Source organism: Pseudomonas fluorescens (genome assembly GCF_902497785.1).
GTDB lineage: Bacteria > Pseudomonadota > Gammaproteobacteria > Pseudomonadales > Pseudomonadaceae > Aquipseudomonas > Aquipseudomonas fluorescens_BO.
Window position 1 is genome coordinate 161357 of record NZ_CABVHK010000015.1, and the last position, 24402, is coordinate 185758.

The window sequence follows — 24402 nt, forward strand, 5'->3', positions numbered from 1 at the left end:
GCAAACTGTGTCGCGACCTGCGACGAGGGGCCGCCATGAATCAACTACCTGGTGTCACTCGGGGCTTCATCGTGCTCAGCGTTTGTTCCGGGCTGGCATGGTGGGCACTCATCAAGGGCGCGATCTGGGTTTTCTCACACGTCAGCCTGGGGTGGGCCGCATGAGCAATGTGACCCGCCTGCGCCACGCGCTGCCGATGAGCCCGGACATCAACAAGGCCATCGCCGATCTGGATATCGCCATCGCCAAAGCTGTAGACGCCGCCAAAGCATCCGGCCTGCCTCAAGGCTTGGTTGTGTCGCTCCTGCACGGGCACGCCCATATGCAAACGAACATTATGGTGAGTTGAATTAGGAGCCACTACGACTCGTTATATTCACGATAGAGCTTTTCTAATGCGTGACCGTATTCTTCAGCGTCGAGCTTGGCCTTGAGAGCGACCATCGTTTCCTCAGCGTTTGCTACGGCAGCCGCATCGCTTTTGTTTTTTCGTGCCGCCCATTCTCTGGCTGCCTGCACTACCAACCCCTCAGTGACGGGCGAGATCATTCTAATATCCTCTTTGAGTTGATCAGACTGCTAACCATAGACCAGTAGCGCTGAATGAGGCCAGTTTGGAAACATAAGGATTCCCCATGACAACGAAGCAACCCGACTGGGAGGCGATCGAACGAGCCTACCGGGCCGGGTTGCTTTCAGTTCGCGCCATAGGTGAGACGCATGGTGTAAACCACGCGACCATCCTGAAGCGAGCAAAGAAAGAAGATTGGAAGCGCGACCTGACTGATCGGGTTCGAGCGGCAACCAAGCAGAAAGTAACCACGGCGGTAACCACTAAAAGTAACCAGTCGAAAGTGGTTACTGATGCCGAGATCATCGAAGAGGCGTCCGATCAAGCAGCTGCTGTCATCCTGGCTCATCGCACTGGACTCGCACAGTGGCGCAGCATTGCTGACAAGCTGAGTGATGCTTTGGTCGCCATGGATGTGAACGCTGACAATGCTGGCGACTTCGCTCGATCACTGAACGCAGGCGTCGACGCTCAGCTCAAGGTCATCAAGGGCGAGCGACAGGCCTACAACCTCGACACCGAGGAAGGCGACAAGACAGTTTCCGACCTTGCAAGCCTGATGGACGATCTATCGAAGGAAGCCTGACATGAAGCCCGAGCACTTGAAGCTGCTCCGGGACAAGCGTTGGAGGCTGAACAATCTCTACTTCATCACCGACAAGCAGGGCAAGAAGGTCCGCTTCCGGATGACGGACGAGCAGATCGAGTACTTCGACGGGATGCACACGCGCAACATCATCCTGAAGGCTCGGCAGCTCGGCTTCACCACTGAGTGCTGCATCATCCAGCTGGACGCGGCGCTGTTTGAGTCGGCCAAGTGCGCGTTGATCGCTCATACCCTTAACGACGCCAAGCGCCTGTTCCGGGAGAAGGTCAAGTATGCCTATGACAACCTGCCTACTGAGATACGCGCTGCCAACCCTGCTTCTAACGATGCTGCTGGGGAACTTGTGTTCAGCAAGGGCGGATCGCTCTACGTGTCCACGTCCTTTCGGGGCGGGACTCTACGGTATCTGCACGTATCCGAATTCGGGAAGATCTGCGCTAAGTTTCCCCACAAAGCCAGAGAGATCGTCACCGGCGCCTTCGAGGCTGTGGCCACCGATTGTTTCGTCACGATTGAGTCGACGGCGGAGGGCCGGGCCGGCTACTTCTTCGATTACTCGCAGAGCGCGGAGAAGCAACTGCTGTCAGGCACGCCGCTCGGCAAGCTGGACTGGAAGTTTTTCTTCTTCAGTTGGTGGAAGAACAAGGCCTACTGGCTCGATCCGACCGAGGCGGTCATCCCGCAGCGCCTGACCGATTACTTCAACGAGCTGTTCGCCAAGCACGGCATCGATACGAACCCAGGCCAGCGCGCCTGGTACGCGGCCAAGGAGAAGACGCTCGGCGACGATATGAAGCGGGAATACCCGTCTCTGCCTGCCGAAGCGTTCCAACAATCCATTGAGGGTGCGTACTACGCGCGCCAGTTCACCAAGCTCTATGCAGCCCAGCGCATCGGCCCGCTTCCAGACAACAGCCACCTTCCGGTGCACACGTTCTGGGATATCGGTGTGGGCGACTCCACCGCGATCTGGTTTGTCCGGATCGTCGGCGAGGAATACCACGTCATCGACTTCTACCAGAACAGCGGGGAAGGGTTGAGGCACTACATGAAGGTCCTGAAGGATCGCGACTATCAATACGCGGACCATTGGGGGCCTCACGACATCGACAACCGCGAGTTCAGCAGTGATGCGAAGACGCGGCGGGAGATGGCTCGGGAAGGCTACGAGATCGACGGCGTGCATTACCGGATGACTTTCTCGGTGGTGCCAAAGATCGGCGTAGACGACGGTATCGATCAGGCCCGGGAGATCCTGCAGCACTGCGCCTTCGATGAGGCCAAGTGCGAAGAGGGGATTTCGTGCCTGGAGAACTACCGCAAAGAGTGGGACGACAAGAAGGGCTGCTGGAAAGACCGGCCGCTTCATGACTGGTCGTCCCACGCGGCGGACGCCTTCCGCTACTTCGCTGTCGCTAAAACTAAGCGCGCAGCAATGACCCACATTCCTGTCACCTTCACCTTCTGAGGCCTTTCATGGCGAATTACAGCGACACTCGAAAAGAGTACGCAGATGCTTTGCCGGGCTGGTTGCTGGTGAAGCGTTGCGTGGCGGGTGCCCGGGAAATCCGCAAGCACGACGATTACCTGCCGCAGCCAGACCCGGAGAACAAATCGCCGGAGAACCAGTCGCGGTACAAGCAGTACAAGAAGCGAGCGATGTTCCTCAATGTGACCGGGCGAACTCGTACCGGTCTGCTGGGTGCGGTGTTCCGCAAGACGGCTGAACTGACCATCCCGACCGGAGTGGACTACCTCAAAGAGAACGCCAGCGGCGACGGAACAAGCCTTGAGCAGCTTTCGAAAGAGGCGGTAGGCGAGTGCCTGGACACTGGGCGCGGCGGGTTTCTCGTTGACTTCCCGACGGTCGTCGCTGAGAGCGGTGTCTCGTCGATGGCTGATCTGGCCACCAAGCGGGCCCTGATCCACTTCTACGACGCTCTCTCGGTTATCGACTGGGATGAGCAGGTTATCGACGGTGTAAAGCGCCTGATATATGTGAACTTGCAAGAGCGCGTAACTGAGTTCGATCCGGCTGAGTTGTCCAGGGAAACCTACAACCAGAACCGCGTACTTCTGCTGATTGATGGGGTTTACTACCAGCGGGTGTACAAGGAAGGTGAGGCCGATTACACGGAAGCCCAGCCAACTGACAAGTCTGGCCAACCCTTCGACCATATTCCGTTCAGTTTCTTCGGGTCCCAGAACAACGACGCCAGTATCGACAAGGCGCCGCTGGAAGACCTGGCAGACGTGAACATCTTGCATTACGGCAACAGCGCCACGGTTGAAGAAAGCGGGTTTATCAGCAGCCAGCCAACGCTGTTCATCACCACCGACATCGATCCGGACAGCTTCATCAAGCTGAACCCAAACGGCATGCATATCGGCTCTACACGGGGTTACAACCTCGGCAAATCCGGTACCGCAACCTTGGTTCAGGCAGACGAAAGCCAGCTGGCTCGCACCCTGATGAAGGACAAGGAAGAGCAGATGCTTATGATCGGTGCCCGTATCGTCCAGCAGGGCGGCGGCGCGGAGACGGCAGAGGCTGTTCGCATCCGATACAGCTCTGACAACTCAGTCCTGAGCACCATCGCCGGCAACGTGTCGGAGGCGCTCAAGCGAGCAATTCTCGACGCTGAGCGTTTCATGATTGGCGAGTTCGACGAAAAGGGCACTGTGTTCTGGCTCAACCAGTCGTTCTTCGACGAGACCATGACCGCGCAAGACATCCTTGCTCAAGTCCAGCTTTGGCAGCAGGGCTTCATTGCGAAGTCAGATGTTCGGACCAATCTGCGCCAGGGCGGTGTCCTTGAGGCTGATCGTACTGACGACAAGATCGATCAAGAGCTGGCGGATGCGCCTCCTGTAGGTGGAAACGATGAGTAATGAAGGCTTTCTTGAGGATGCGGCTACTCGCCACCAGATTTATGTCCAGCGATATGCCGGCGGAAACCTGAAGCGGGTGGCGGTCTTTCTCAGCAAAGCCATCAACACGGCAAAGGCTCGCGTTGCAGCAGGTCTGAGCGCATACGGGTCTCAACGGTACACCTCGCAGATAGAAACGCTCCAAGGCGATTTGCGGGGCATCTACGACGACCTGAAGGGCAGGGCACAGTTGGACCTGGGCGAGTTCGCGGTCTACGAGGCTGAGTTCAACGCCACGATGCTGGGCAAGGTTGTGAAGGCCGTTGTTCAGCTCAGCGTGCCATCGGCGGAGATGGTCGCGGCTGCGGCCTTGGCTGATCCATTGCAGCTCGAAGCCCGCAAGGGTGTGCAGCGCAACAGCATCGCCGGCGCGCTCGACCAGTTCGGGACCAAGAAGGCCGCCGAGATCATCGGCGAGATCCAGATCGGTTCAAGCCTGGGCGAAACCAGTCAGCAGATCGGTCGGCGCCTCACCAGCGTTCATCAGTTACAGCATGATCAGGCGTCGTCGCTGGTTCGCACCATGACCAACCACATCGCCAGCACGGCGAGGGTCGAAACGCTCAAGGCCAACGACGACATTCTTCAGGGAATGCGCCGGGTTGCCACGCTCGATTCCAAGACCACGCTGTTCTGCATGAGCATTGATCAGACGATCATCCCGCTGGATGGGCCGCGACCGCCGTATCACTGGGGGTGCCGCACGACAATCGTGCCGGTGCTGAAGGATGAGTTTGCGCGCGAGATAGCTGGCTCAACCCGGCCCTCAATCGGTCCTGATGGGGTGGCGCTGGTATCGAGCAAGACGAGCTATCAGGAATGGCTTGCTCGCCAGCCAGCATCGTTTCAGCGCGACATCCTTGGGCCGAACCGGTACGCGCTGTTCAGCAAGGGCGAGCTGACCCTCGATAAATTCATCGATGACAACGGCAAGACGCTGACGCTTCAGCAACTTCGCGAGCGTGAGGCGATGGCGTTTGAGCGAGCCGGATTAAGCCTTAGCGAGTGAAGTTACGTCTCTAAGGTAGAATCTGCAGCTTTTTGCAGGATGGCTGTTATGAAATGGAAGATCGCCGCGATTGTGATTGGTGTACTTGGTTTGCCAATCGCGTTTACTGCCGGAATTGTGTTCAGTCTGGATATGGCTGCCGACGAGAATCCTGCCAAATCGTTGAAGGAGCTGATGGGTTCCACCGGTGATTGGGTTTCTGGTTTGGGGACCTTAGCGGCCGCGGCAGTCGCCCTCTACCTAGCAGACAGGCAGCGGCGAGAGGACCTTCCAAATTTAAAGGTAGGCATCGACGGATTGTATGAGATTTCGTTGGTGAACTATGGACGCTTGCCGGTTGAGGTTAGCGGTCTGTGGCTGTACCTATCATCCAAGTATGGAGACTTTGAGTTAGGCCATGATCTCCAAGACGAGAGGCAAGAGAAAACCATATTGGCTTTTGGTGAAATGACAACATTTCTCTACGGTGATCATCTAATGCTTAATGTTGCGTCTTGGGTGCACGTTGTCTGCAATCGTGATCTGAGAGCAATTTCGCTGGTAATTCCAACGCCAGTAGGAAAGTTCAAGTTTCCGCTTCCAGATTACTTTGTTGAGCGGCTGAATGAAGAGTTGAGCCAGATCAAGCCGAAGTAAGGCTGCACTCCAGCAGTCGCTTTCAATGCAAACCCCGCCAGGTGCGGGGTTTTTTTATGTCCGCAGGCAGGGCCTGCACCACGTCTCTGGGAGACAGCAATGACCTTGAAATTCCAACTGGACACCCTCGAAGGCGTCGACGAAGCCACTCAAGCCATGTACGTCGAGAAGGGCGGTAAGTACGTCCTGAACATCGAAGGCTTGCCGCAGCCGGAAGACGTGACAGGCCTCAAGGCCAAGGTCGACGAACTGCTTGGCGAGAAGAAGGCTGCTGAGAAAAAAGCTCGCGAAGCTGAAGAGGCTGCACGCTTGGAGCGTGAAGAGTTGGCCCGCAAGTCCGGCAACGTCGAAGAGCTCGAACGCTCCTGGTCCGAGAAGTACGCCCGTCGTGAAGCTGAGCTGAACGGCTTGCTGGAACAGGAGCGTGGCAGCCTGGGCGGGCAGATCCGGGATCTGACTGTCGGCCGTACCGCTACTGACATCGCGACCACTCTGGCCGTCCCTGGAAGCGCCAAGGCATTGCTCCCTCACATCGAACGCCGACTGAGCGTCGAGCAACGAGACGGCAAACCTACCGTCGTTGTGCTGGACGCCTCCGGCAAGCTCTCGGCGGCAACGCTGGACGAGCTGAAAGCAGAGTTCACCAACGATCCGGCCTTTGGTCCGCTGATCGCTGGCAGCAAGGCATCGGGCGGCGGGGCTGGCGGTGCTGGGAAAGGCGGCGGGGCCGCAAAAGGAAAAATCGGCGGCACCAAAGAGGAACGACAGGCAGCAATCGCGAGCCGGTTCCCAGATCTCCCTCAATCGTAAGGAAATAACCCATGTCCCTGTCGCAAATGCAGGTTTTCAACGAATACATCATGCCGGCGACTCTTGAGACGCTGGATCAGTATCTTGCCGCGTTCAACGCCGCGAGCCGCGGCGCAATCGTGCTGTCCCCTGACGGCTTCACTGGCGACTTCCTGCAAGAGTCGTTCTTCCAAACTCTCGCGGCCGCCCAGCGTCGAGTGGATCGCTACAGCGCAAACGCGGCTGTCGCTGCCACCGACCTGACCGAGCTGAAGAACACCTCGGTGAAGGTCGCCGGCGGCTTCGGTCCGATCCGCTACGAACCATCGCAAATGACCTGGCTTGAGCGTCCAACCGCACAAGGCATCGAGGTTGCGAGTCGCGCGTTCGCTGAAATCCTTCTGAAGGATCAGCTGAATACTGCGATCGCTGCGCTGGTGGCCGCTATCACCTCCCAGGCTGCAGCAGTCAACGACGTCTCTGCTACCGCTGGCATCACCTACGCTGGCCTGAACAACGCGCACGCGAAGTTCGGCGACGCAAGCCAGAACCTGGTCACCCAGGTGATGCAGGGCACCAGCTATCACAAGTTGGTCGGCCAGAACCTGGCGAACCAGCAGCAGCTGTTCCAAGCCGGTAACGTTCGCGTAGTCGACATCCTCGGCAAGATTTCCGTTGTTACGGACGCTCCTGCACTGATGCAGGCTGGCACCCCGAACAAGGAAATCATCCTGTCTCTGGTGCAAGGTGCCGCTCTGGTCCACGACGGCCGCGACATCATCAGCAACGTCCAGACTGTCAACGGCAAGGAGCGCATCGAGACCACGCTGCAGACCGACTACACCTTCGGTCTGGGCCTCAAAGGTTACACATGGGACACCACCACTGGCGGCAAGTCGCCAACCGACGCCGAACTGGCGACTGGTACCAACTGGGACAAGACCGCCACCAGCATCAAGCACACCGCCGGTGTCGCTCTGATCGGTGACGCCTCCAAGTAACCCCTGAAGGCTGAGCCGGGCAGCGCGCCCGGCTTGGCGAGGACGTGTCCATGAGCAACAAAATCTGGTATCTGCCAGGACCTTTTCACCAGTATCAGGAAGACGTGAAGGCGCTGGCCAAAGCAGCAGGGCTGCGCATCATCGACGCGAACGCAACCGAAAGTCGTGAAGGCGAGTCTGCCGATGTGCCTGATGTAACGCTGCGCGATGTCGATTCTCACCAGGTGGTGATTGTCGGTGGCGGCGACCCTGGCCAATTGGAAGAGCTGATCGCTCGCCTGAATATCGAGCGTGACCTGATCGTCACCCTGATCGAGTCAGCGGAGGGCCTGTCTCCGCTTGTGCAGCCAGAGGCCGGTGAGCTGCCGATCCGCCTGTTCGATGCGTTGAGTGGCATTCACCAGGGCATCACCAGCCTGAAGGCTGAACGTGACGGCCTTGCCACTGAAGCAGAAGGTCTGCGCGGCGAGATTGCGAGCCTCAAGGCTGCCGCGACCAAGCTTGCCGATGAAGGCGCCGATTCCCTTGCTGAACTGACAGCCTCCCAACTCAAGGAGCAGCTGGACGCCAAGGGCATCGCCTACAAGTCGGGCGATCTGAAGCCTGAACTCTTGGCACTGCTGAAAGCAGCTCAGTAACACCCGGGGCTTCGGCCCCATTCATTCAAGCGGAGGCCTGATGGCTACCTACATCACCGTGGCGGACGTTGACGCCATCCTCGGGCCGACATGGGCTGCCGATGACAAGAAGGCGCGCGCGGTCGTGCAGGCCAACGCGTACATGACTTCGCTGAACTTGGAGTGCATTGATATGGATTGTATTCCGGATGAGGTGAAGCAGGCCGGCGCCGAGCTCGCCAAGACGGCGGCGGACGGAAAGCTCTACCAGCAGAAGACCGAAGGGTCGCTGGAAGCCAAGACCGTGAAAGCCGGATCGGTCAGCACCAGCAAGACGTTCGCCTCGATCGACACCAGCAGACTCATCGCGCAGCCGGGTGATGTCCAGTTCGCACTGGCACTCCTCAACCCATGGATGCGCAGCGCATACAGCTTCGACGTGTACAGGTGACCCATGGGATTACGTGACGAGATCCAGAGCGACTTGGCCGAGGCCTTCGACACTGACCTGGCCGATGCGGTGCAGGCATTCACAGGCGAGTACCTGGGACCCGGCGTTTACGACCCAGTGACCGAAGAGACAACCGCCCAGCCCGTCACCTATACGGGGCGCGGCGTGCTGGACAACTACGACAGTCGGCGCATCGACAACGTGAACATCAAGGTCGGTGACGTGCTGCTGATCTGCCTCGCGAACGAAACCACTGACAAGCCTGCCATCGGCCACAAGGTCACTACCACCGACCTGCTGACGGGCGAGCCTGCGGTTTACACCATCGTGAATCCAGGGGTGGACCCTGCAGTTGCTCATTACGAGATCCAGATGAGGAAGTGACATGGCCAAGAGCAGAGGGTGGAGCAAGCCTCCGAGCGATTTCAAACAAGAAATTGACGACTCTGTTTCTACCCGCCAGCGAGTTATCGCCATGGCCATGATGCAGGAGATTGTCTACAAGTCGCCGGTCGGCAACCCAAGCATCTGGAAAGCCAACCTTGAGCGAAAGTCCAGCAATGTCGCGGCGGCCGACGCTTACGACGCCATTGCGGCGACCCTTGGCAACAAGAAGCTGACCAAGAAAGAGCGAGATCAGAACTACTACGTCAATGACCTTGCTGCTGGTCGCGGCTATGTGGGTGGCACATTTCGCGGGAACAACTTCGTCACGATTGATGAGCCGGGCTACTACCAGCTGAATCGAGTAGACGCCAACGGGTCGGCAACCATAGCTGCTGCGAGTGCCGCCATCAGGTCGGCAGCGCCTTACTCGGTCATCTACCTGCAAAACAACCTCCCATACGCTGAAAGGCTGGAGCAGGGTCACTCGACCCAGGCGCCCGCCGGCATCTATGCGGTTGCATTTCACGGCGTCTCACAGGCCTATAGCTCATGACCTTCGAACAGATCCGCAGCATCGTCATCACCCGCATGACGCAGTGGGCCGGCATCCCAGCTGCCAGCGTCGATTACCCGAACAACAACGTGCCATTCGACCCGGCCGGCAAGCCGATCTGGGCTCGGTTGGCGAACATCCCTGGCCTGTCCAGTACGCCTGAGATCGGACTGACGCCTCATGTACGCAAGACCGGGATCATCGTGATTCAGCTGTTTGTTCCGACCTACAGGGGGACGCTGGCCATCACCAAGGCCGCTGACACGCTGGTCGAGCACTTCCAATTTTTCAGCCAGGGCGCATTCGAGTGCTTCGCGGCATCGTCGGCACTGATCGGCGATGACGGCCTCGGCTTCTGGCAAGTAAACGTTTCGATCCCATACCGGGCGCACTGAGCCCAGCACCACATCCTTTCAGGAGAGCTACCCAATGAGTTCAGGCGCCAAGAACAGAACGGCCTACGTCGAAGAAGTGACGCAGGGCGTTACCCCGGCCACCGGCTGGAAAGAACTGATCCGCACCTCGTACGGTCTGGGCCCGACCCAGAATACCGCCGAGAACAACGAGATCTCGCAGAACCGCATGTCGCAAGGCACGTCGGCGACCACCGTCGATGTCGCCGGCGAGATCGGCCAGAAGTGGCGCTACGGCGGTGCGATCGATGACTTCCTCGAGTCGTGCTTTGGCAGCCGCTGGAGTGGCAACGTCCTGACGATGGGTGATGAGCGCATCAGCTACTCCCTGGCATCATTTGCCAGTGACGTGCTGGTGTCCTCGATCGCTCGCGGAGCTCAAGTCGCCAGCATGGCCTTCACCTTCGGTACCGACGACGACATCACCATCGCCACCAACCTGACGGCGATCGGCTGGGAAGGGAAGGTTGACGCTACCCCGTATTTCGCCAGCGCCGCGCCCGAGGCGAATGCCGACCGGTTCAACTTCAAAAACTTCACCAGCCTGACCCTGGACGGCGTCGAGGCCACTCCGGAAAGCGGCACCTGCATCAGCGCCATGGACCTGACGTTCGACAACAACGTCCAGACCCAGCGGTGCATCAACAACGGCGCGTTCGTGGGCAACGTCATCCCGACAATTTTCGGTGCTACCGGCTCGATCACCGTCGCGTGGTCCGCTGCCTCGTATGCCCTGTGGATCAAGCAGCAGACCGGCGGCTCAATCGCGCTGAGCTTCACGCTTGAAAACAGTGATGGTCGATACACCTTCAGCCTTCCGGAAATGGAAGTGAACGGTGACTGGCCGGACGGCGCCGCTACCGACGTGATCGAGGTTGAGCTGAACGTCGCAGCCCGCCGCACGCCGCCAACCATCACCCGGGCGCCGTATGTGGCACCTACCAGCGTGTCGATCACACCTGCCTCCGTGTCGATTGCTGTGGCCGCTACTCAGCAGCTGAGCGCAACTGTCAGCCCGGCCGGTGCGAATCAAGCTGTCACCTGGTCGATCAGCGATCCGACCAAGGCAACCATCTCGCCTACCGGACTGGTCACCGGCATTGCCGCCGGCTCGGCCGTAGCGACTGCCACCAGCGTGTCCGATCCGACCAAGACGGTAACCCGCAACATCACCGTCACTGTTTAAACCTCACGACCGCCGCCCTGCATCGGGGCGGCAACAAGGATTCGTATGACCTTTATTCTGCAGAAGAAAGAGCTGCTCGACGCGATCAGCACCCGCTGGATTGAGCCGGTTGCAGGCCTGCGCATCAAGGTGGCATCGGCGGCGAAGGAAGGCTACAAGAACGACTTCCGCGTCATCATGCGTCATGTACAGGCTCTGTCTGGCCAGCACGGCATCGGTACCGAAGGGTTCAGCGTGCTGAAAATGGGCGACCTGCCGCCGTTGGATTCGGACAAGCTGTTCGTCGAGCTGGCGTGCAAGCACCTGGTCATTGAATGGGAAGGCGTTGCCGAGTTTGACGACCCGGACAAGCCAGCGCCGTACACCCCGGAGCGAGGCGTGCTGCTGATGGAACAGCTGCCAGAGATTTATTTCGTCGTCATGCAGGCAGCCCAAGCCATTGCTATGCGCCAGAAGGAGCAGGCAGCGGAAACCCTGGGAAAGCCATCGAAGCCTACCGGTGGGCGATCGAATGGGCGGGCGAGTCGAACGACCGCAAAAGAAAAGTCCGCGAGCGCCTGAGGGTAGCGGTACCGGATCAGCCAGAGATCGATGTGGTGGGAGACGAACTGCTGACCGCCTACTACTCGATCAGTCGTGGCCGGCAGTATGTTGGAATGGCCGCTGCGCCCGCTCCACTCTCCCTGGGCGCGATCACCGAGTACCTGCTGGCCTACGGATCTTCAGTCGATCGGCGTGAATTCGACGAGGCGATCTTCGCCCTGGACGATGTGTTCCGCAAACACTGGGAAGAAGAGCAGGAAAGGAAGAAGGACAAGGGGTAAGCCTAGGTCCGCACTTTCCTGGCTGTTTTTTGGGCTTTGGCGCATATGTTCAGACAATGGTAAATTGCCTCCTTCAGGCCGCGTATTTACAGCGCTGCAGCTATAGAAAAGGAAATTCGCATGTTTGTGGTGAGGCTGTTGGTCCTTTCGTTTTTGGCGGCTTATAGCGTCTCAATGGGGAAAATCCCGTCTCATGAGCTGAACGCATTTGGCGTTTTCATTTCTATGGCTGCAGTGGTTTTCGTGCCTGCCCTTTACATGCTCCCAACGATTGAGGCATGGCTCAAAAGCCATCCGAATATTGCATCCATAGCGCTAGTAAACTTCTTTCTTGGCTGGACACTCGTTGGCTGGGTTGTCGCGGTCGTATGGGCTTTCAAAAAGGCTGAACCGCAAGTCACTCCTCCACTCACGAAGCCTTACGAGCCGATGTTTGCCACTGCCGAAGCAAAGAAGTTCAAGGTGTGTCCATTCTGCGCTGAGGACGTGCTATTGGCCGCGATCAAGTGCAAACATTGCGGATCTGATTTAGAAAAGTGATGAGGAAATAATCTTAAGAAGCCGCCTCCTGGCGGTTTTTTTACGCCTGGAGAAAAGCAATGGCGCAAGAATCACGCCTCGTCATAACCATTGATTCGCGAGCTGCCGAGAAGAATGCCGACGGCCTGAGCGATGCTCTGAAGCGAGTAGACAAAAGCGGGGAGACTGCCGCTGCATCTATTGGCGGTGCTACAACAAGCGTCGAGCAGCTTGGCAAGTCTGCCGGGAAAACTACAGCGCCGCTTGATAAGACCTCGCAGGCCCTGTCGAAGACAGGAATGTCTGCAGCGCAAACGGCAAACAATTTGCACATGTTGCCCGCGCAGATCACTGACATCACTGTTGGTCTTGCCACCGGACAGGCACCTTTTACGGTGTTCCTTCAGCAGGGTGGACAACTGAAGGACATCTTCGGCGGAGCGGTGCCGGCACTGAAGGCAGTGGGCGGCTACGTCGCTGGCCTGGTCACCCCATTTACTGTGGCTGCCGCTGCAACAGCGGCATTGGGCCTGGCTTACTACAAAGGTTCCAGCGAGGCGGAAGCCTTCAATAAGGCATTGATTGCCAATGGAAACGCGGCCAACACCAACGCTGACGAACTGATCAATGCCGCCGAGCAAGCCTCGCGCATGGGCGTTACGGTCGGTGCAGCAGCAGATGCGTTGGTCAAGCTGGCAGCATCGGGCAACCCGGTCACAATCATGTACTCGGGCATGGCCGCAGCGGCGGTCAAGTGGTCGAGTGCTACGGGCGAATCAATAGATGACGTGATCGCCAACTTCAACAAAATCGCTAAAGACCCAGTGAACGCTATTCGTGAACTGGACAAAGAATTGAATATCCTCACAGCAACCCAGTATGAGGAAATCCGAGCGCTTCAGGATCGAGGGGATAAGCAGCAGGCGGCCATGGTGGCCGAACAAGCCTACTCTGGCGCAATAAGCCGTCGCGCTGAAGAAATAAAACAGAGCCTCGGATATTTAGAAACTGCTTGGGATGCAGTGTGGGCAAAGGCTCGCGGAGCCTGGGATGCAATGGCTGACATCGGGCGGCAGCAGTCTCCTGGGCAGCAGCTCGCTAGCGCCTATGAGGCCCTGTCAAAACTGAACAAGCAGGGCGAAAACTCTATCGTTGGAAACTCTGCTGACTTCAAGAAGCAGATGGCTGGCGTACAAACTGAGATCACCCGGCTACAACTATCCATTGCCACAAATGGAGCTGAGGCACTCGATAAAGCCTACGCCAACACCCGCGAGTCAGCTGCGAAAGCGGCTATGGACACGCTGCGCGCCGCCACTTCTGAATCAATGTCCGAGATGGACAGGCTGCAGAAGAAGTTGAAAGAGCTCGACGTCGCGAAAAAAACTGCTACCGATGCAGGTGCATTTGGCGAAAAGCAGCAGGCGGAATATGCCAAGGCCCGGGCCGGATACGAGCAGAAGATTGCCGATATCAAGGAGCGGGAAGGGAAGAAAAACAAGCCGAAAAGTGACACCGGCGCGCTGAGTGCTGCTGAGTCCACGTTCGCCAGCCTGTACAAGTTGGCAGACCCCGCAGCGGCTGCCGCGCGTGAGCTGACCAAGCAGCAGGAACAGCTCGAGTTCGCACTCAGCAAGGGCAAGATCACGCAGGAACAGTACGGCGAGGCGCTGGCCCAGGCATCGCGCAACTATTCCGCAGTGATCTCCAAGACCGGCGAACTCACCCAGGCTGAGCAGTACCGGCTCCAGATCCAGAAGCAGCTGCAGAATCAGCAGGACGCAGCGAACGCCCAGGCCGCAGCCGTTGGTATGGGAGGCGAACAAGCAGCCAGAGCACAAGAACGGCTGAAGCTCGAGAAGGACACGAACGACCGCCTGCTCCAGCTTCGCACCGAGCTGGCGAACGCCCAAGGCGAGAAGCAGCGCCAAGCCCTACAAGCGCAGATCGACATCACCAACGAGATGTTCCCCCAGCAGATCGCCATCATGGAGAACGGCTGGGCCCAGGTGGATGCCGCCCAAGCCAACTGGATGAACGGGATCACGGCCGGCTGGGAGAACTATCAGGCCAAGGTCGCGGACGTGGCCTACCAAACCGAAACGATCATGACCGACTCGCTGGACACGGTCACAGCGGGATACGGAAGCGCATTCAGCAAGATGGCGCTGGACGGACAGAGCTTCGGCGAGGTGACTCGCGGCGTCTTCGACAGCCTTGCCCGGACGGTCCTCGATGGGCTTGGCCAGATGGGCGTCCAGTGGCTCGTGCTGCAGGGCATTAAGATGGCTTTCGGACAAACCGAGCAGGCGATGCACATTGCTCGTATGGCCGGCATCGCCACCGAGACAACCGCTGAAGTCGCATCGACCAGCACCGTCACAGCAGCCAAGGTCGCAGCAGACGGCATCGCAACGGCGTCATCTCTGACCGCTACTGCCACAACAACCACGGCACAAGTCGCAGCCGCCGGAACCACATTGGCGTCCTGGCTGCCTGCCGCTCTGGTGGCTTCCATCGGTACGTTCGGCGCAGCGGCTGTTGTCGGTGGCGGGGCGCTGCTCGCAGCCTTCGCGCTGATCAAAGGATTCTCCGAGGGTGGTTACACCGGACCCGGCGGCGTCAATCAGCCGGCCGGCATCGTCCACAAAGGCGAGGTGGTCTGGTCTCAGGCCGACATCAGCCGGTCAGGCGGTGTTGCAGCAGTCGAGGCTATGCGCCGCGGCGATGCCATGCCTGCCGGGCTCAGCACAACCGGACCCAAGAGGAGCGCAGAAACCTCAGAATCATCAAGCGGTGGATCACAGATCAGCGTTGCCGTGCACATTCATGAAGACGCCTCGAAGGCGGGACGCTCCGAAAGTCGGCGCGAGGGGAATCAGGTGGACGTTGATGTTTGGGTGGCAAACGTCAGCAATGATGGATCTGCGCACCAGCTCATGGTTGAAAAATACGGCTTATCGACGGTGGGCTCATGATCAAGTATCCAAAACAGCTCCCTAGACCTCTTCAGGATGGCTACAAGTTCAACACTGAAAACCCGAAGATGGAAACTCAGTTTGAGTCTGGCCGATTCAGAGAGCGGCGAAAATTCACTTTTGTTCCAACGACTATCAGGGCTCGCTGGAACATGGATGCGGCGCAGATGGCGTTCTTCGAGTCCTGGTTTGCCAGGACGTTGGTGGACGGCACTCTGTGGTTTGAAGCGACGCTTCAGACGCCGCTCGGGATCAAGGAATATGAGTGCAAGATTAAGGGCATGTATGACGGGCCGGAGCTGGTGCAGTTCAACAGGTTCGAAATCTCCGCCACGCTCATGCTTCGCGATCGGCCGCTCATCGCGCCGGGCTGGGAGAATTTCCCCGAGCTATGGTTCGGCAAAAACATCATCGATCTGGCGATTAACAAGGAGTGGCCCGAGGCATGAATCCACTCGACATTTGTTACGCATCGCCGGGCACGGAAGTCCTTATCCCGACATTCGAGATTTTCAGTGCAGCCTGGAGCGAATCAATCCTGATTTGCGCCGGGTTTGAAAATCAGACATGCGGGACTGAAGACGGCCGTGTGGTGACGTTTATGGCTGGCGGGATTGATGTTTCATATCCGACCAAGGACAACACCGGCAGCCAGTCAGTGACGTTCGCGATCGACGGCGTGACCGGGCAGGCTCAGAACCTGATCAGACAGGCGATGGACGTTGACGCAGTTATCCGCGCCACGCTACGGCTGTATTTGAGCACGGACCTCAGCCAGCCAGCTCAAAGGCCGTACTACCTCATAACCTCCGGCGGAAGCTTTGAAGGCGCAACGGTTCGCATCGACGGTGGATATTTCAACCTCATCGACACGAACTTCAATCGCGAAACTTTCAACGCACTCAACGCCCCCTGCATTAAGTACCTCTAACCATGCCTTCGAGATACCTCACTGCCATCTACCAAGACGGCGGGCGCGAACTGCCGTCCGTGGATTGCTGGGGCCTGACAACTATCGCTAGGTCCGAGCTGTACGGGATGTCGGAGCTTTCCGCATTCGGAGAGGTGACGCGACACGGCATCCACGCCGTTCAACGATCTTACAAGGCCGAGGTGGGCAGGGCGCTGGAACGGTGTGAGCCGTTCCCCGGCGCAATCGCCGCAGCCATGAAGGGCGGGATCTGTGCGCACGTGGCGCTGGTGGTTCTCAAGGATGACCGGCTTCAGGTGCTGGAGATCAACCCCGGCAGCGGGGCGCGGATCGTTCGACTCCAGGAATTCAAAGACAACTACATGACGGTGGTGTTTTATCGTGATCGAGATCTATGCGAACAAGCTTGATCAGGATGTGTTGCGCGAGTACCGCGTAACAGCCGAGACCACTGTAGAGCAGTGGCTCATCGACAACGTCAAAGGCTATGAGCGCCGCGAAGTGCCGCCGATGAGCGTCGCCATCAATGGCTGCTTGACCAATCCAGAGTCATGGCCTGAGGCGAAGTTCGGCGCGGATGAGCGCGTGCAAATCTGGGTCGAGCCGAAAGGCACCGACCCCATCTCAATCACCATCGCCGCGGTTAAAGGCTTGCAGGCGGTGATGAAACTCATCACTCCGCGCGTCAAGTTGCCGAAAACGGGAACTCAGAAGCAAGGCAACTCCCTCTCGGGGGGCAACGCCAAGGCGAACCAGGTACGGTACGGCGACCCAGTGCGCGAGCTGTTTGGCGAGGATGAGATATTCCCTGACTACATCGTTGAGCCGCGCCGAGTATTCAAAGGCCCGCGAGATGAATGGCAGTACATGATGCTGTGCGTGACGCGCGGTGAGTGCCAGATCAACCCGAGCGACATAAAGATTGGCAACACGCCGCTGATTGCCCTGGGCAGTAATGCCACTTACAGGGTCTACGGGCCCGGCGAAGACCTGAGCGCCGAGCCAGCCGCGCAATGGTGGTATCAAGCGCCCGAAGTTGGCGTCACGGCCACGGGCACTTCCGGTATCGATCTCAAGACCACGACGACCGTGCCCCAAGCTCCCACGGCCCAGGCCTACCAATTCAATGGAGACTTGATAACGATCCCCGCCGGCGCCGGGTCTTTCCCGGCCGGCTGGGCGATCGGCATGATTATCAGAATTGAGGTTTTGTACCAGTACATGGTCACGGCAGGTGGCGGTGCGGGCGGCCGGGATGTCATATCGGGACCACTCGCGCAGCTTGGCGCTTTCCCTGGAATGCAGATCGAAGTGGTAGGGGCGAACTCGGGGCTATACATCGTCAACGACTACACGCCACCAGCCGGTGGCGATCCCGCGCACATGACGCTGAACACCACCAGCGGCGCGCCCGTGTCCGGACTGCTGTCGGGTATTGGCTGGGCCGGCATTGGGTATGCAGGCCTTCGTTATCGGATCACCGCGACCAACACGTCGCAGATCAGCGTGGACAGGCTTACCCACTCGGGAGCAACCGACGCCGACTGGCCGGGCTACGACTTCATTGAGAGCAACTCTGCGCTGTTGAAACTGGACAACTCGAACCTTGAGGGCGACTGGGCTGGTCCATATGCGCTATGCCCGCCAGCGGAGAAGACGACCAAGATCTCCTTCACCGTAATGTTCCCCAGCGGCCTCGCCGGTGTAACGCAAAAAGGCGTGATTGTACCGTGGTCCGTAACCTATGAATTCCAATTCAGGGACATGGCCGCGGCCGGGGCATGGACGTCTTACGTGGAGACGATAACCCAGTCCACGCTGGATCAGGTCGGATTTACCAGGGAGGTAAGCACCGGCACTGCGATTCGCCCCGAGGGGCGCATGCGCCGCATCGGCGCGAAGTCCACCGAAACCAACATTCTGGACAACGTCCAGTGGTATGACGTGAGGGCGCTGCTGCCGAGTCCTGCCAGCTACCCGTGGACGACCATCGCCATATCGGCGGCGGGCAGCGGCAAGCTTTCCAGTCAGAGCGAGAACAAGGTTTCGGTGGTGGCCACGCGAAAGCTACCGATATTGGTAGATGGCGCCTGGACGGCAGACAACCGAGTGACCCGCGATATCGCTCCCGCCTTCAACTACATCGCCAAGGCGCCAGGCTACGAAGCCGCCGATATTGATCTGGATGAGCTGATCGCGTTTGACAATATCTGCAAGGCCCGCGGTGACAAGTTCGACCTGTCCGCTGATTCCTTGATGACGGTGAAGGAGGGGCTGAACACTGCGCTGGCCGCTGGCTTTGCAGAGTTCACCATCAGTCGTGGCCGGTTACGGCCCGTGCGCGATCAGAAGCGTGACGGTTTCGACAGCGAGTACTTCCCAGCCGGAACCCAGGGCTACTCGGCGCAGAACATGCTTGGCCCGTTAAAGATCAGCTTTAAGTCGCCAGATCCTGCGATGGATCACGACGGCGTGGATGTTGAGTACAAGGATCGTCGCACCCGTCAGACGGAAACGGTGAAGTGCAGGCTGCCGGGCCAGCTCGGTCTAAAGGCCGAGAAGGTTCAGGCCGTAGGGATAAGCGACAGGGACCGCGCCTATCGCCTCGGCATGCGTCGAGCAAGTGAGGCCCGATACCGCCGCTGGAGCTACTCATTTGAAACAGAGCTCGATGGCAACAACAGCGACTACCTCGGCCTCGCTGGCGTTTCTGACGACACTCCGGGCAGAGGGCAGAGCGCGCTAATGCTGAAATACACAACGGTAGCTGGCGCGATCATCCTCGAAAGCTCTGAACCCTTCATCTGGGCAGATGGCGTTGGCCACACAGTAGGTATCCGCCGGCTCGACGGCACGCTCAGCGGACCATGGCCAGCGACACGAGTAAACGAATACCACCTGAGCATCCCGGCCATTGATTTCGTCCCTGACACCAGCTGGAGCAGGGAGCCTCCACATCTGCTCTTCGGGCCGGTCAGCCGAGAATGCCACCGAGTTCTGGTCAGTAAGGTTTCACCTAAGGGAAGCGAAAGCGTCTCTGTGCAAGGATTCAACTACGACGAAAGGGTCTACCTATACGACGACTCTTCAGCGCCCGCCTAAATAATCAATTCCACGAATTGCCCGCCACCGCGCGGGCTTTTTTGTGTCTGGAGAAAACATGCGATTCAATACCGGCAATGCGGTTGGTGATGATGGGTCTGACGATCCGCGCGACCTGTACGACAACTCCCAGATCATCGACGTTTGGACAACTGACCGTACCAAACTGTCTTCCCCGGATCGCTTGGGTGTGCCGCGCAAAACCTGGCGCGGAATTGAGCAGCAGGTGACTGACTACCTGATTGCGCAAGGCTACGAGTCGATCTATCTGACCTACGGGGCTGGCGTTGTCGTAGAACGCCAAACTCAGCTGGTTCAGCGCGACGGCGAGCTGTATCGCGTCATGAACGCCTCGGATACCCCACTGACGTTGACTGGCACCTGGGCAACGGATGCGCCAAAGCTCCAGGCGGTTGGGGATGCTGCATTGCGCCAAGCGCTCGCCAACGGAACCACTGCCCTAGTCGACTCAGCAGTGGTGGGGTATCGGGGGCGCCACGTTAACGACCGGCTCGACGATACCGTATACGTTACTGACGACCACGGTGCACCCCTAGGCGGCGCTAAAGGCGACGGTGTAACTGACGACTATGCGGCAATCATGGCGGCTTTCACCTTTGCCAATTTGACGGGCCGTAAAACCATTATCTTCCCTAAACCTACCGTTTCCTACGCGGTCGGGCAGATGATGCAAGTCCCAATTGTCGATAACATGAGGATCCTCGGGGTAGGTTTCCCGACGATCCAGTACATCGGCGACAGTGCGGTACTCGCCGTCGTATCGCTTGACCAGTCGATTAGCGGCGGACGTTACGGGATAGGTTTCGAAAACTTCAACATTCAAGGTAACGCGCAGGTACAGGAAGGTCTGTACACGCGTGCTATTTCCCACTCGACTCTCCGAAATGTTCGGTCGTGGGACTGCGTCCACTCGGGGATCCGTATCAACTCGGGCGTGTGCAACACCTACGATAATATCCGCGCTACTTCTGTCGGCGGTATCGTCGGTGCTCCTGGTCTTGCGCCTGCCGAAGGGATTGTCCTAGACCAGCAAAGTGTCGGCGATTACGTGGCATGGTGTACATTCATCAACGTAATTTCCGAAAACGTTACAGGTAACGGCATCCGTCTGAACTCAGCGACGGGTAACGTCTTCCTTGGGGGCACATCAGAAGGTAATCCGCGCGGCATCTTCATCAACGTCGGTTGCGACTTTAACCAGTTCATCAACATCGACTACGAAGACAACGGCGCCAATAGCGACGTGGTAATCAACGGTCGCGGGAACGTGTTCGACAATAACCAGAATCTGTCGTCTGGTTCTTCCTTCAACTATGACGTTCAGGATGCTGAAGGGACGATATTCAAAGGCGGCAACCTGAGAGCGGTGCGCCTCCAGGCGTCAAGCAACGACACCAAGTTCTACGGGAGCCGTTTTTCGGATGACCCCGGTCTTGGCATCACAGGCCCTGGCACTTATTCCAGTTACGGCTGCGTCAAAGAAGACAACTCCGGGGTGATCAGTGTCGCGATGCCAGACAAAATTCTGAGAGCAGGATTCGGTGCGGCGGTCGGAGCAGCTAACTGCTCGATCAGTGCGCAGGGCTTAGGGTCAACCAGCGCTAGTTCCTGTTTTCGCTTCCTCGCAGGCGGTTCAGGAACATTGTTGCTCGAAGGTCGCAACGACGGTGTTCTGTTTTCCCCCGCCATATACGCGCTCACCACAGCAAGCCCAGCGAATTGCGCGATCGGTTCTGATGGGTCTTTTTCTCGAAGCACCTCAGCACTCAAGTACAAGGATGTTAAAGGCCCGATTCCGCAGGATATGATTGATCAAGTCATGGGCCTGTCAGGCTTCATGTACCAACAAAAACACGGCGGCGATGGTGCGCGGTTGTTTGTGGGCATGGCGGCCGATGACTTCGATGTCGACGGATTGCGGCCCCTGATCAGCTACGGCGATGATGGTGACGTCGAGGGGCTGCACTACGAGCGTTTGACGGTTGTGCTCATTGAGGCGGTAAAGCAGTTGTCCGACAGAGTCAGAGACTTGGAAAAACTGATCTAGACAACATCTAAAATGCTTGTGCAGCCTATCTATCCTGGGAGTGGGGGCACAATTACCACCTGGCGGATCAGGCCTAAGGGCCTCTTGGCCGGAGCTGGAGCTTTAGAGCGCTTCAGCATCGGCTGATCGCGTCCATGCGGTAGATCCTGCTGCTATATGGATTAGGCGTGAATCGGCAATACGTGGTTAAATGCTCGCAAAATCTCAGGGACTGGAGCTGTATCACGTGCTTTTCAATTCGTACATTTTCATATGTGTGTTTCTCCCCCTTTGCCTTGTCGCGTACTACGCTGCGAGCAGATTCGGCCCCCGACCGCAAGTTGCGATTCTCGCATTGGCGTCTTTGATTTTTTATTGCGGGTGGGATCTTAGATACCTACCGCTTCTGCTGGGTTCGGTTTTATTCAATTTCATTGTCGGTCGAGCTATTTCAAAATGCTTGTCTAAACCTAAGGTGGCCAAGCTCCTACTTATCGCCGGCATTTCAATAAACTTGGTAATACTTGGGTATTATAAGTATGCTGATTTTTTTATAGAAAATATCAACGAAGTCTTTGATTCCCAATTTCTTGCGTTGCATATAATTCTTCCCTTAGGTATTTCTTTTTTCACATTCACACAGACAGCATTTTTAGTTGATGCTTACAAGGGCAAGTCAGACGAACCTGATTTTGTGCAATACCTCGCGTTTGTAACCTACTTTCCCCATCTGATAGCGGGACCTATCCTTCATCACCATGAAACCATTCCACAATTCAAACGAGGAACTCAGCTTCAAGCGTGCTGGATAGCCCCGGGTCTTGCTATGTTTGCAATTGGGCTTTTCAAAAAAGTAGTAATAGCGGACACATTTGGCGCCATTGCCAGGCCGATTTTCGCCGCATACGCAAGTGGAGATCAATCCCTAACGGGGATGGATGCCTGGGTGGGGGCGCTGTCTTACACATTTCAGCTGTATTTCGATTTTTCGGCTTATTGCGATATGGCAGTTGGTGTGTCTCTGATGTTTGGAATTTACATTCCCTTGAATTTCAATTCGCCATACAAGTCGAGAAGCATTATCGAGTTCTGGCGTAGATGGCATATGACATTGTCACGGTATCTCAGAGATTATTTATACATAGCGCTTGGCGGTAATCGACGGGGCAACTACCGCAGATATATAAATTTAATGCTGACCATGCTAATTGGGGGTTTGTGGCATGGGGCCGGATGGACGTTTATTATTTGGGGCGGGCTCCATGGTCTATACCTGATGATAAATCACTTCTGGAGAACTTTATTCAAGAGCAACAGTGAATCGTTAATTGGGCAGTGGGCGGGGCGTATTTTGACGTTTTTATGCGTTGTCGTTGCTTGGGTCTTCTTTAGGTCCGATTCAGTGGCATCAGCATTATCAATGCTATCGGCGATGGCGTCGGTCCCGGAAACCCTTTCACCGCTTGTCGCGAAATCGGTGGCAAGTATCATGGTTCCTCAGGCGGCCATTGATGCTGGTGTGTCGGTATCCGCTAGCTATGTCGCCGTAGCCACTCTAATTGCAGGGTTTGTAATCGTTTGGGGGTTTCGCAACGCACAGGAACTGGTTTTTAGAAAATCTCCTTGGGATTCTGCTCTGGAAGATGCTCCTGCACCGTTGGAATGGACATCTCGGAGGATTTTGCTCCCTCTGTCGAGTGCGGCGTTGCTGGTGGGATTGGCTGCATTAATTGCCGCCCCGCCCGGTGAATTTTTGTACTTTAACTTCTAAGGCCTATTATGTCTCCTCGATCGTTTATCGTGGGCTTTGGTGCCCTTACCGCTGTCCTCGCGCTAGCATATTTAGCCGCCTTCAGCTTCCTTATGGGCTCTCCGATCGCCGCGGAGTATTGGCTTCGGGGTACAGCTTTGGTTAAGCTTAATTTGGCAAATGAGTCGGCCGAGCCGAAAATTCTTTTTGTAGGCGGGTCCAGCACTCTATTTAGTATCGACACTGCGAAGATAAGTAAAGATCTTGGCCGCCCGGTATTCAACATGGGTCTGCATGCGGGTCTGCCACTTCAATATCATTTCAATTTTGCAAAAAAGGCTCTCCGCCCTGGTGACATTGCAATAGTTATCCCAGAGTATGGATACTATCAGCGAGACAATACTAATACAGCGTGGTTTATCAACCAGGTAATGGCATGGGATGCAGAGTTTTATCGAAGTGCCGGCCTGGGTGAAAAACTCACTTTCGTTGCAGACACCCCGGTTTCTCAATTATACAATGCGCTATCCGCGAAGATACTTAAAGCGCGCATACTTGAAAAAATTCCGCATAGGGTTTCGGTAAATGAAGCCGAGGCCATGGGAGTGTTTCGCGCTGGATGGATCGGCGTAAGAGACGCCAATTTTCCGGAGCGAAGGGTTTTCCAGTATTACTATAATAATCTAAATGACCATGGAGATATGAATAATACCGTTGGCTCTGACTTTCCTGCTTCAAGCGATTACGGACTCACAGGAAACCTACATCAGAGTCCAGAAGCATGGGATGCGATCAGCGAGTTCAAAGCATACTGCGATAGCAATAATATAAAATTATTGTTTGGCTTTGCTCCTATCATGAAAAGCGGTGTAATCACGGATAACATCGATATCGTGAAAAGTAATTTGTCGGTTCTGGTCTCCACCGCGGCGATGCACGGGGTGTCTTTTGTTGATGACCCTAGCGCAGTGTTCTTTGATCCTAAGTACTTTTTTGATACGGACTCTCACCTTAATATTGAAGGGAGAGCAATCAGATCTAGCTATCTCAAAGAGAAGTTATCCGGGATGTAGGCCAGTTCCAATATTTGGAATCGCCTC

The 24402-nt window shown here is 56.9% G+C and carries 27 protein-coding genes; 26 read left to right on the forward strand and 1 reads right to left on the reverse strand.

Annotated elements, in window-relative coordinates:
* Positions 1 to 35 precede the first annotated feature (35 nt).
* Positions 36 to 164 (forward strand): hypothetical protein, encoded by a 129-nt coding sequence (locus tag F8N62_RS32085; RefSeq protein WP_263597229.1) that lies wholly within the window; start codon positions 36 to 38, stop codon positions 162 to 164.
* Positions 161 to 349, forward strand: a complete 189-nt coding sequence (locus tag F8N62_RS22350; protein WP_150712712.1) for an alkaline phosphatase family protein — start codon at positions 161 to 163, stop codon at positions 347 to 349. Before F8N62_RS32085 ends, F8N62_RS22350 begins: the two co-directional genes overlap by 4 nt.
* Before the next feature lie 11 nt (positions 350 to 360).
* Here F8N62_RS22350 and F8N62_RS22355 read toward each other — a convergent pair whose 3' ends face one another.
* Complete coding sequence (locus tag F8N62_RS22355) at positions 361 to 549, reverse strand: hypothetical protein (protein WP_150712713.1); 189 nt, start codon at positions 547 to 549, stop codon at positions 361 to 363.
* Between the two features lie 86 nt (positions 550 to 635).
* Between F8N62_RS22355 and F8N62_RS22360 the strand changes: the two genes are divergently transcribed.
* The 24 genes from F8N62_RS22360 (at position 636) to F8N62_RS22475 (ending at position 24375) form a co-directional block, all read left to right on the forward strand.
* Positions 636 to 1157, forward strand: coding sequence for a hypothetical protein (locus tag F8N62_RS22360; protein WP_150712714.1), 522 nt, complete (start codon positions 636 to 638; stop codon positions 1155 to 1157).
* A gap of 1 nt (position 1158) precedes the next feature.
* Positions 1159 to 2646: a terminase gene (locus F8N62_RS22365; protein WP_150712715.1), complete on the forward strand. Its 1488-nt coding sequence runs from the start codon at positions 1159 to 1161 to the stop codon at positions 2644 to 2646.
* 8 nt (positions 2647 to 2654) lie between these two features.
* Positions 2655 to 4070, forward strand: a complete 1416-nt coding sequence (locus F8N62_RS22370) for a DUF4055 domain-containing protein (RefSeq protein ID WP_150712716.1) — start codon at positions 2655 to 2657, stop codon at positions 4068 to 4070.
* Positions 4063 to 5118: a phage head morphogenesis protein gene (locus F8N62_RS22375; protein WP_150712717.1), complete on the forward strand. Its 1056-nt coding sequence runs from the start codon at positions 4063 to 4065 to the stop codon at positions 5116 to 5118. The genes F8N62_RS22370 and F8N62_RS22375 overlap by 8 nt, the downstream gene beginning before the upstream one ends.
* Before the next feature lie 48 nt (positions 5119 to 5166).
* Positions 5167 to 5754 carry a hypothetical protein gene (locus tag F8N62_RS22380; RefSeq protein WP_150712718.1) on the forward strand — a complete coding sequence of 196 codons (588 nt, stop codon included), beginning with the start codon at positions 5167 to 5169 and terminating at the stop codon, positions 5752 to 5754.
* A gap of 99 nt (positions 5755 to 5853) precedes the next feature.
* Positions 5854 to 6564 carry a hypothetical protein gene (locus F8N62_RS22385; protein ID WP_150712719.1) on the forward strand — a complete coding sequence of 237 codons (711 nt, stop codon included), beginning with the start codon at positions 5854 to 5856 and terminating at the stop codon, positions 6562 to 6564.
* Positions 6565 to 6575: 11 nt separating this feature from the next.
* Complete coding sequence (locus tag F8N62_RS22390; protein ID WP_150712720.1) at positions 6576 to 7544, forward strand: major capsid protein; 969 nt, start codon at positions 6576 to 6578, stop codon at positions 7542 to 7544.
* A 50-nt stretch (positions 7545 to 7594) separates the two neighbouring features.
* On the forward strand, positions 7595 to 8182 hold the full coding sequence (locus F8N62_RS22395) for a hypothetical protein (protein WP_150712721.1): 588 nt from the start codon (positions 7595 to 7597) through the stop codon (positions 8180 to 8182).
* A 40-nt stretch (positions 8183 to 8222) separates the two neighbouring features.
* Entirely contained in the window at positions 8223 to 8612 is a 390-nt protein-coding gene (locus tag F8N62_RS22400; RefSeq protein ID WP_150712722.1) for a protein singed, read from the forward strand.
* Between the two features lie 3 nt (positions 8613 to 8615).
* A complete protein-coding gene (locus F8N62_RS22405; protein WP_150712723.1) occupies positions 8616 to 8996 on the forward strand; it encodes a glutamate 5-kinase in 381 nt (126 codons plus the stop codon).
* Between the two features lies 1 nt (position 8997).
* Complete coding sequence (locus F8N62_RS22410; protein WP_150712724.1) at positions 8998 to 9552, forward strand: hypothetical protein; 555 nt, start codon at positions 8998 to 9000, stop codon at positions 9550 to 9552.
* The gene (locus F8N62_RS22415) at positions 9549 to 9947 is read left to right on the forward strand and encodes a phage tail terminator-like protein (protein ID WP_150712725.1); all 399 of its coding nucleotides are present in this window, start codon (positions 9549 to 9551) and stop codon (positions 9945 to 9947) included. The genes F8N62_RS22410 and F8N62_RS22415 overlap by 4 nt, the downstream gene beginning before the upstream one ends.
* 34 nt (positions 9948 to 9981) lie before the next feature.
* Positions 9982 to 11151 (forward strand): phage tail tube protein, encoded by a 1170-nt coding sequence (locus F8N62_RS22420; protein ID WP_150712726.1) that lies wholly within the window; start codon positions 9982 to 9984, stop codon positions 11149 to 11151.
* Positions 11152 to 11196: 45 nt separating this feature from the next.
* Entirely contained in the window at positions 11197 to 11712 is a 516-nt protein-coding gene (locus F8N62_RS22425) for a hypothetical protein (protein ID WP_150712727.1), read from the forward strand.
* A 35-nt stretch (positions 11713 to 11747) separates the two neighbouring features.
* Positions 11748 to 11975 (forward strand): hypothetical protein, encoded by a 228-nt coding sequence (locus F8N62_RS22430; protein WP_150712728.1) that lies wholly within the window; start codon positions 11748 to 11750, stop codon positions 11973 to 11975.
* 120 nt (positions 11976 to 12095) lie between these two features.
* Positions 12096 to 12515, forward strand: a complete 420-nt coding sequence (locus F8N62_RS22435; RefSeq protein ID WP_224791396.1) for a superinfection immunity protein — start codon at positions 12096 to 12098, stop codon at positions 12513 to 12515.
* 59 nt (positions 12516 to 12574) lie between these two features.
* On the forward strand, positions 12575 to 15472 hold the full coding sequence (locus tag F8N62_RS22440; protein WP_150712729.1) for a phage tail length tape measure family protein: 2898 nt from the start codon (positions 12575 to 12577) through the stop codon (positions 15470 to 15472).
* Entirely contained in the window at positions 15469 to 15921 is a 453-nt protein-coding gene (locus tag F8N62_RS22445; RefSeq protein ID WP_150712730.1) for a transposase, read from the forward strand. The genes F8N62_RS22440 and F8N62_RS22445 overlap by 4 nt, the downstream gene beginning before the upstream one ends.
* Positions 15918 to 16403 (forward strand): DUF1833 family protein, encoded by a 486-nt coding sequence (locus F8N62_RS22450; protein ID WP_150712731.1) that lies wholly within the window; start codon positions 15918 to 15920, stop codon positions 16401 to 16403. Before F8N62_RS22445 ends, F8N62_RS22450 begins: the two co-directional genes overlap by 4 nt.
* A gap of 107 nt (positions 16404 to 16510) precedes the next feature.
* Positions 16511 to 16813: a hypothetical protein gene (locus F8N62_RS22455; protein WP_224791397.1), complete on the forward strand. Its 303-nt coding sequence runs from the start codon at positions 16511 to 16513 to the stop codon at positions 16811 to 16813.
* Positions 16785 to 19505, forward strand: coding sequence for a host specificity factor TipJ family phage tail protein (locus tag F8N62_RS22460; RefSeq protein ID WP_150712733.1), 2721 nt, complete (start codon positions 16785 to 16787; stop codon positions 19503 to 19505). Before F8N62_RS22455 ends, F8N62_RS22460 begins: the two co-directional genes overlap by 29 nt.
* Before the next feature lie 58 nt (positions 19506 to 19563).
* Positions 19564 to 21573, forward strand: coding sequence for a right-handed parallel beta-helix repeat-containing protein (locus tag F8N62_RS22465; protein WP_150712734.1), 2010 nt, complete (start codon positions 19564 to 19566; stop codon positions 21571 to 21573).
* Between the two features lie 334 nt (positions 21574 to 21907).
* Positions 21908 to 23323, forward strand: coding sequence for an MBOAT family O-acyltransferase (locus tag F8N62_RS22470; protein ID WP_224791398.1), 1416 nt, complete (start codon positions 21908 to 21910; stop codon positions 23321 to 23323).
* A gap of 29 nt (positions 23324 to 23352) precedes the next feature.
* Positions 23353 to 24375 carry a hypothetical protein gene (locus F8N62_RS22475; protein ID WP_150712736.1) on the forward strand — a complete coding sequence of 341 codons (1023 nt, stop codon included), beginning with the start codon at positions 23353 to 23355 and terminating at the stop codon, positions 24373 to 24375.
* Positions 24376 to 24402: the final 27 nt, after the last annotated feature.

Bases quoted from the DNA above. Each gene is read 5' to 3' on its own strand.
- F8N62_RS22445 (WP_150712730.1), top strand. From the start codon at position 15,469: ATGATCAAGTATCCAAAACAGCTCCCTAGACCTCTTCAGGATGGCTAC.
- F8N62_RS22355 (WP_150712713.1), bottom strand. From the start codon at position 549: ATGATCTCGCCCGTCACTGAGGGGTTGGTAGTGCAGGCAGCCAGAGAA.
- F8N62_RS22435 (WP_224791396.1), top strand. From the start codon at position 12,096: ATGTTTGTGGTGAGGCTGTTGGTCCTTTCGTTTTTGGCGGCTTATAGC.
- F8N62_RS22410 (WP_150712724.1), top strand. From the start codon at position 8,998: ATGGCCAAGAGCAGAGGGTGGAGCAAGCCTCCGAGCGATTTCAAACAA.
- F8N62_RS22425 (WP_150712727.1), top strand. From the start codon at position 11,197: ATGACCTTTATTCTGCAGAAGAAAGAGCTGCTCGACGCGATCAGCACC.
- F8N62_RS22360 (WP_150712714.1), top strand. From the start codon at position 636: ATGACAACGAAGCAACCCGACTGGGAGGCGATCGAACGAGCCTACCGG.
- F8N62_RS22415 (WP_150712725.1), top strand. From the start codon at position 9,549: ATGACCTTCGAACAGATCCGCAGCATCGTCATCACCCGCATGACGCAG.
- F8N62_RS22420 (WP_150712726.1), top strand. From the start codon at position 9,982: ATGAGTTCAGGCGCCAAGAACAGAACGGCCTACGTCGAAGAAGTGACG.
- F8N62_RS22390 (WP_150712720.1), top strand. From the start codon at position 6,576: ATGTCCCTGTCGCAAATGCAGGTTTTCAACGAATACATCATGCCGGCG.
- F8N62_RS22405 (WP_150712723.1), top strand. From the start codon at position 8,616: ATGGGATTACGTGACGAGATCCAGAGCGACTTGGCCGAGGCCTTCGAC.
- F8N62_RS22370 (WP_150712716.1), top strand. From the start codon at position 2,655: ATGGCGAATTACAGCGACACTCGAAAAGAGTACGCAGATGCTTTGCCG.
- F8N62_RS22395 (WP_150712721.1), top strand. From the start codon at position 7,595: ATGAGCAACAAAATCTGGTATCTGCCAGGACCTTTTCACCAGTATCAG.
- F8N62_RS22450 (WP_150712731.1), top strand. From the start codon at position 15,918: ATGAATCCACTCGACATTTGTTACGCATCGCCGGGCACGGAAGTCCTT.
- F8N62_RS22375 (WP_150712717.1), top strand. From the start codon at position 4,063: ATGAGTAATGAAGGCTTTCTTGAGGATGCGGCTACTCGCCACCAGATT.
- F8N62_RS32085 (WP_263597229.1), top strand. From the start codon at position 36: ATGAATCAACTACCTGGTGTCACTCGGGGCTTCATCGTGCTCAGCGTT.
- F8N62_RS22440 (WP_150712729.1), top strand. From the start codon at position 12,575: ATGGCGCAAGAATCACGCCTCGTCATAACCATTGATTCGCGAGCTGCC.
- F8N62_RS22465 (WP_150712734.1), top strand. From the start codon at position 19,564: ATGCGATTCAATACCGGCAATGCGGTTGGTGATGATGGGTCTGACGAT.
- F8N62_RS22380 (WP_150712718.1), top strand. From the start codon at position 5,167: ATGAAATGGAAGATCGCCGCGATTGTGATTGGTGTACTTGGTTTGCCA.
- F8N62_RS22350 (WP_150712712.1), top strand. From the start codon at position 161: ATGAGCAATGTGACCCGCCTGCGCCACGCGCTGCCGATGAGCCCGGAC.
- F8N62_RS22365 (WP_150712715.1), top strand. From the start codon at position 1,159: ATGAAGCCCGAGCACTTGAAGCTGCTCCGGGACAAGCGTTGGAGGCTG.
- F8N62_RS22400 (WP_150712722.1), top strand. From the start codon at position 8,223: ATGGCTACCTACATCACCGTGGCGGACGTTGACGCCATCCTCGGGCCG.
- F8N62_RS22385 (WP_150712719.1), top strand. From the start codon at position 5,854: ATGACCTTGAAATTCCAACTGGACACCCTCGAAGGCGTCGACGAAGCC.
- F8N62_RS22455 (WP_224791397.1), top strand. From the start codon at position 16,511: ATGTCGGAGCTTTCCGCATTCGGAGAGGTGACGCGACACGGCATCCAC.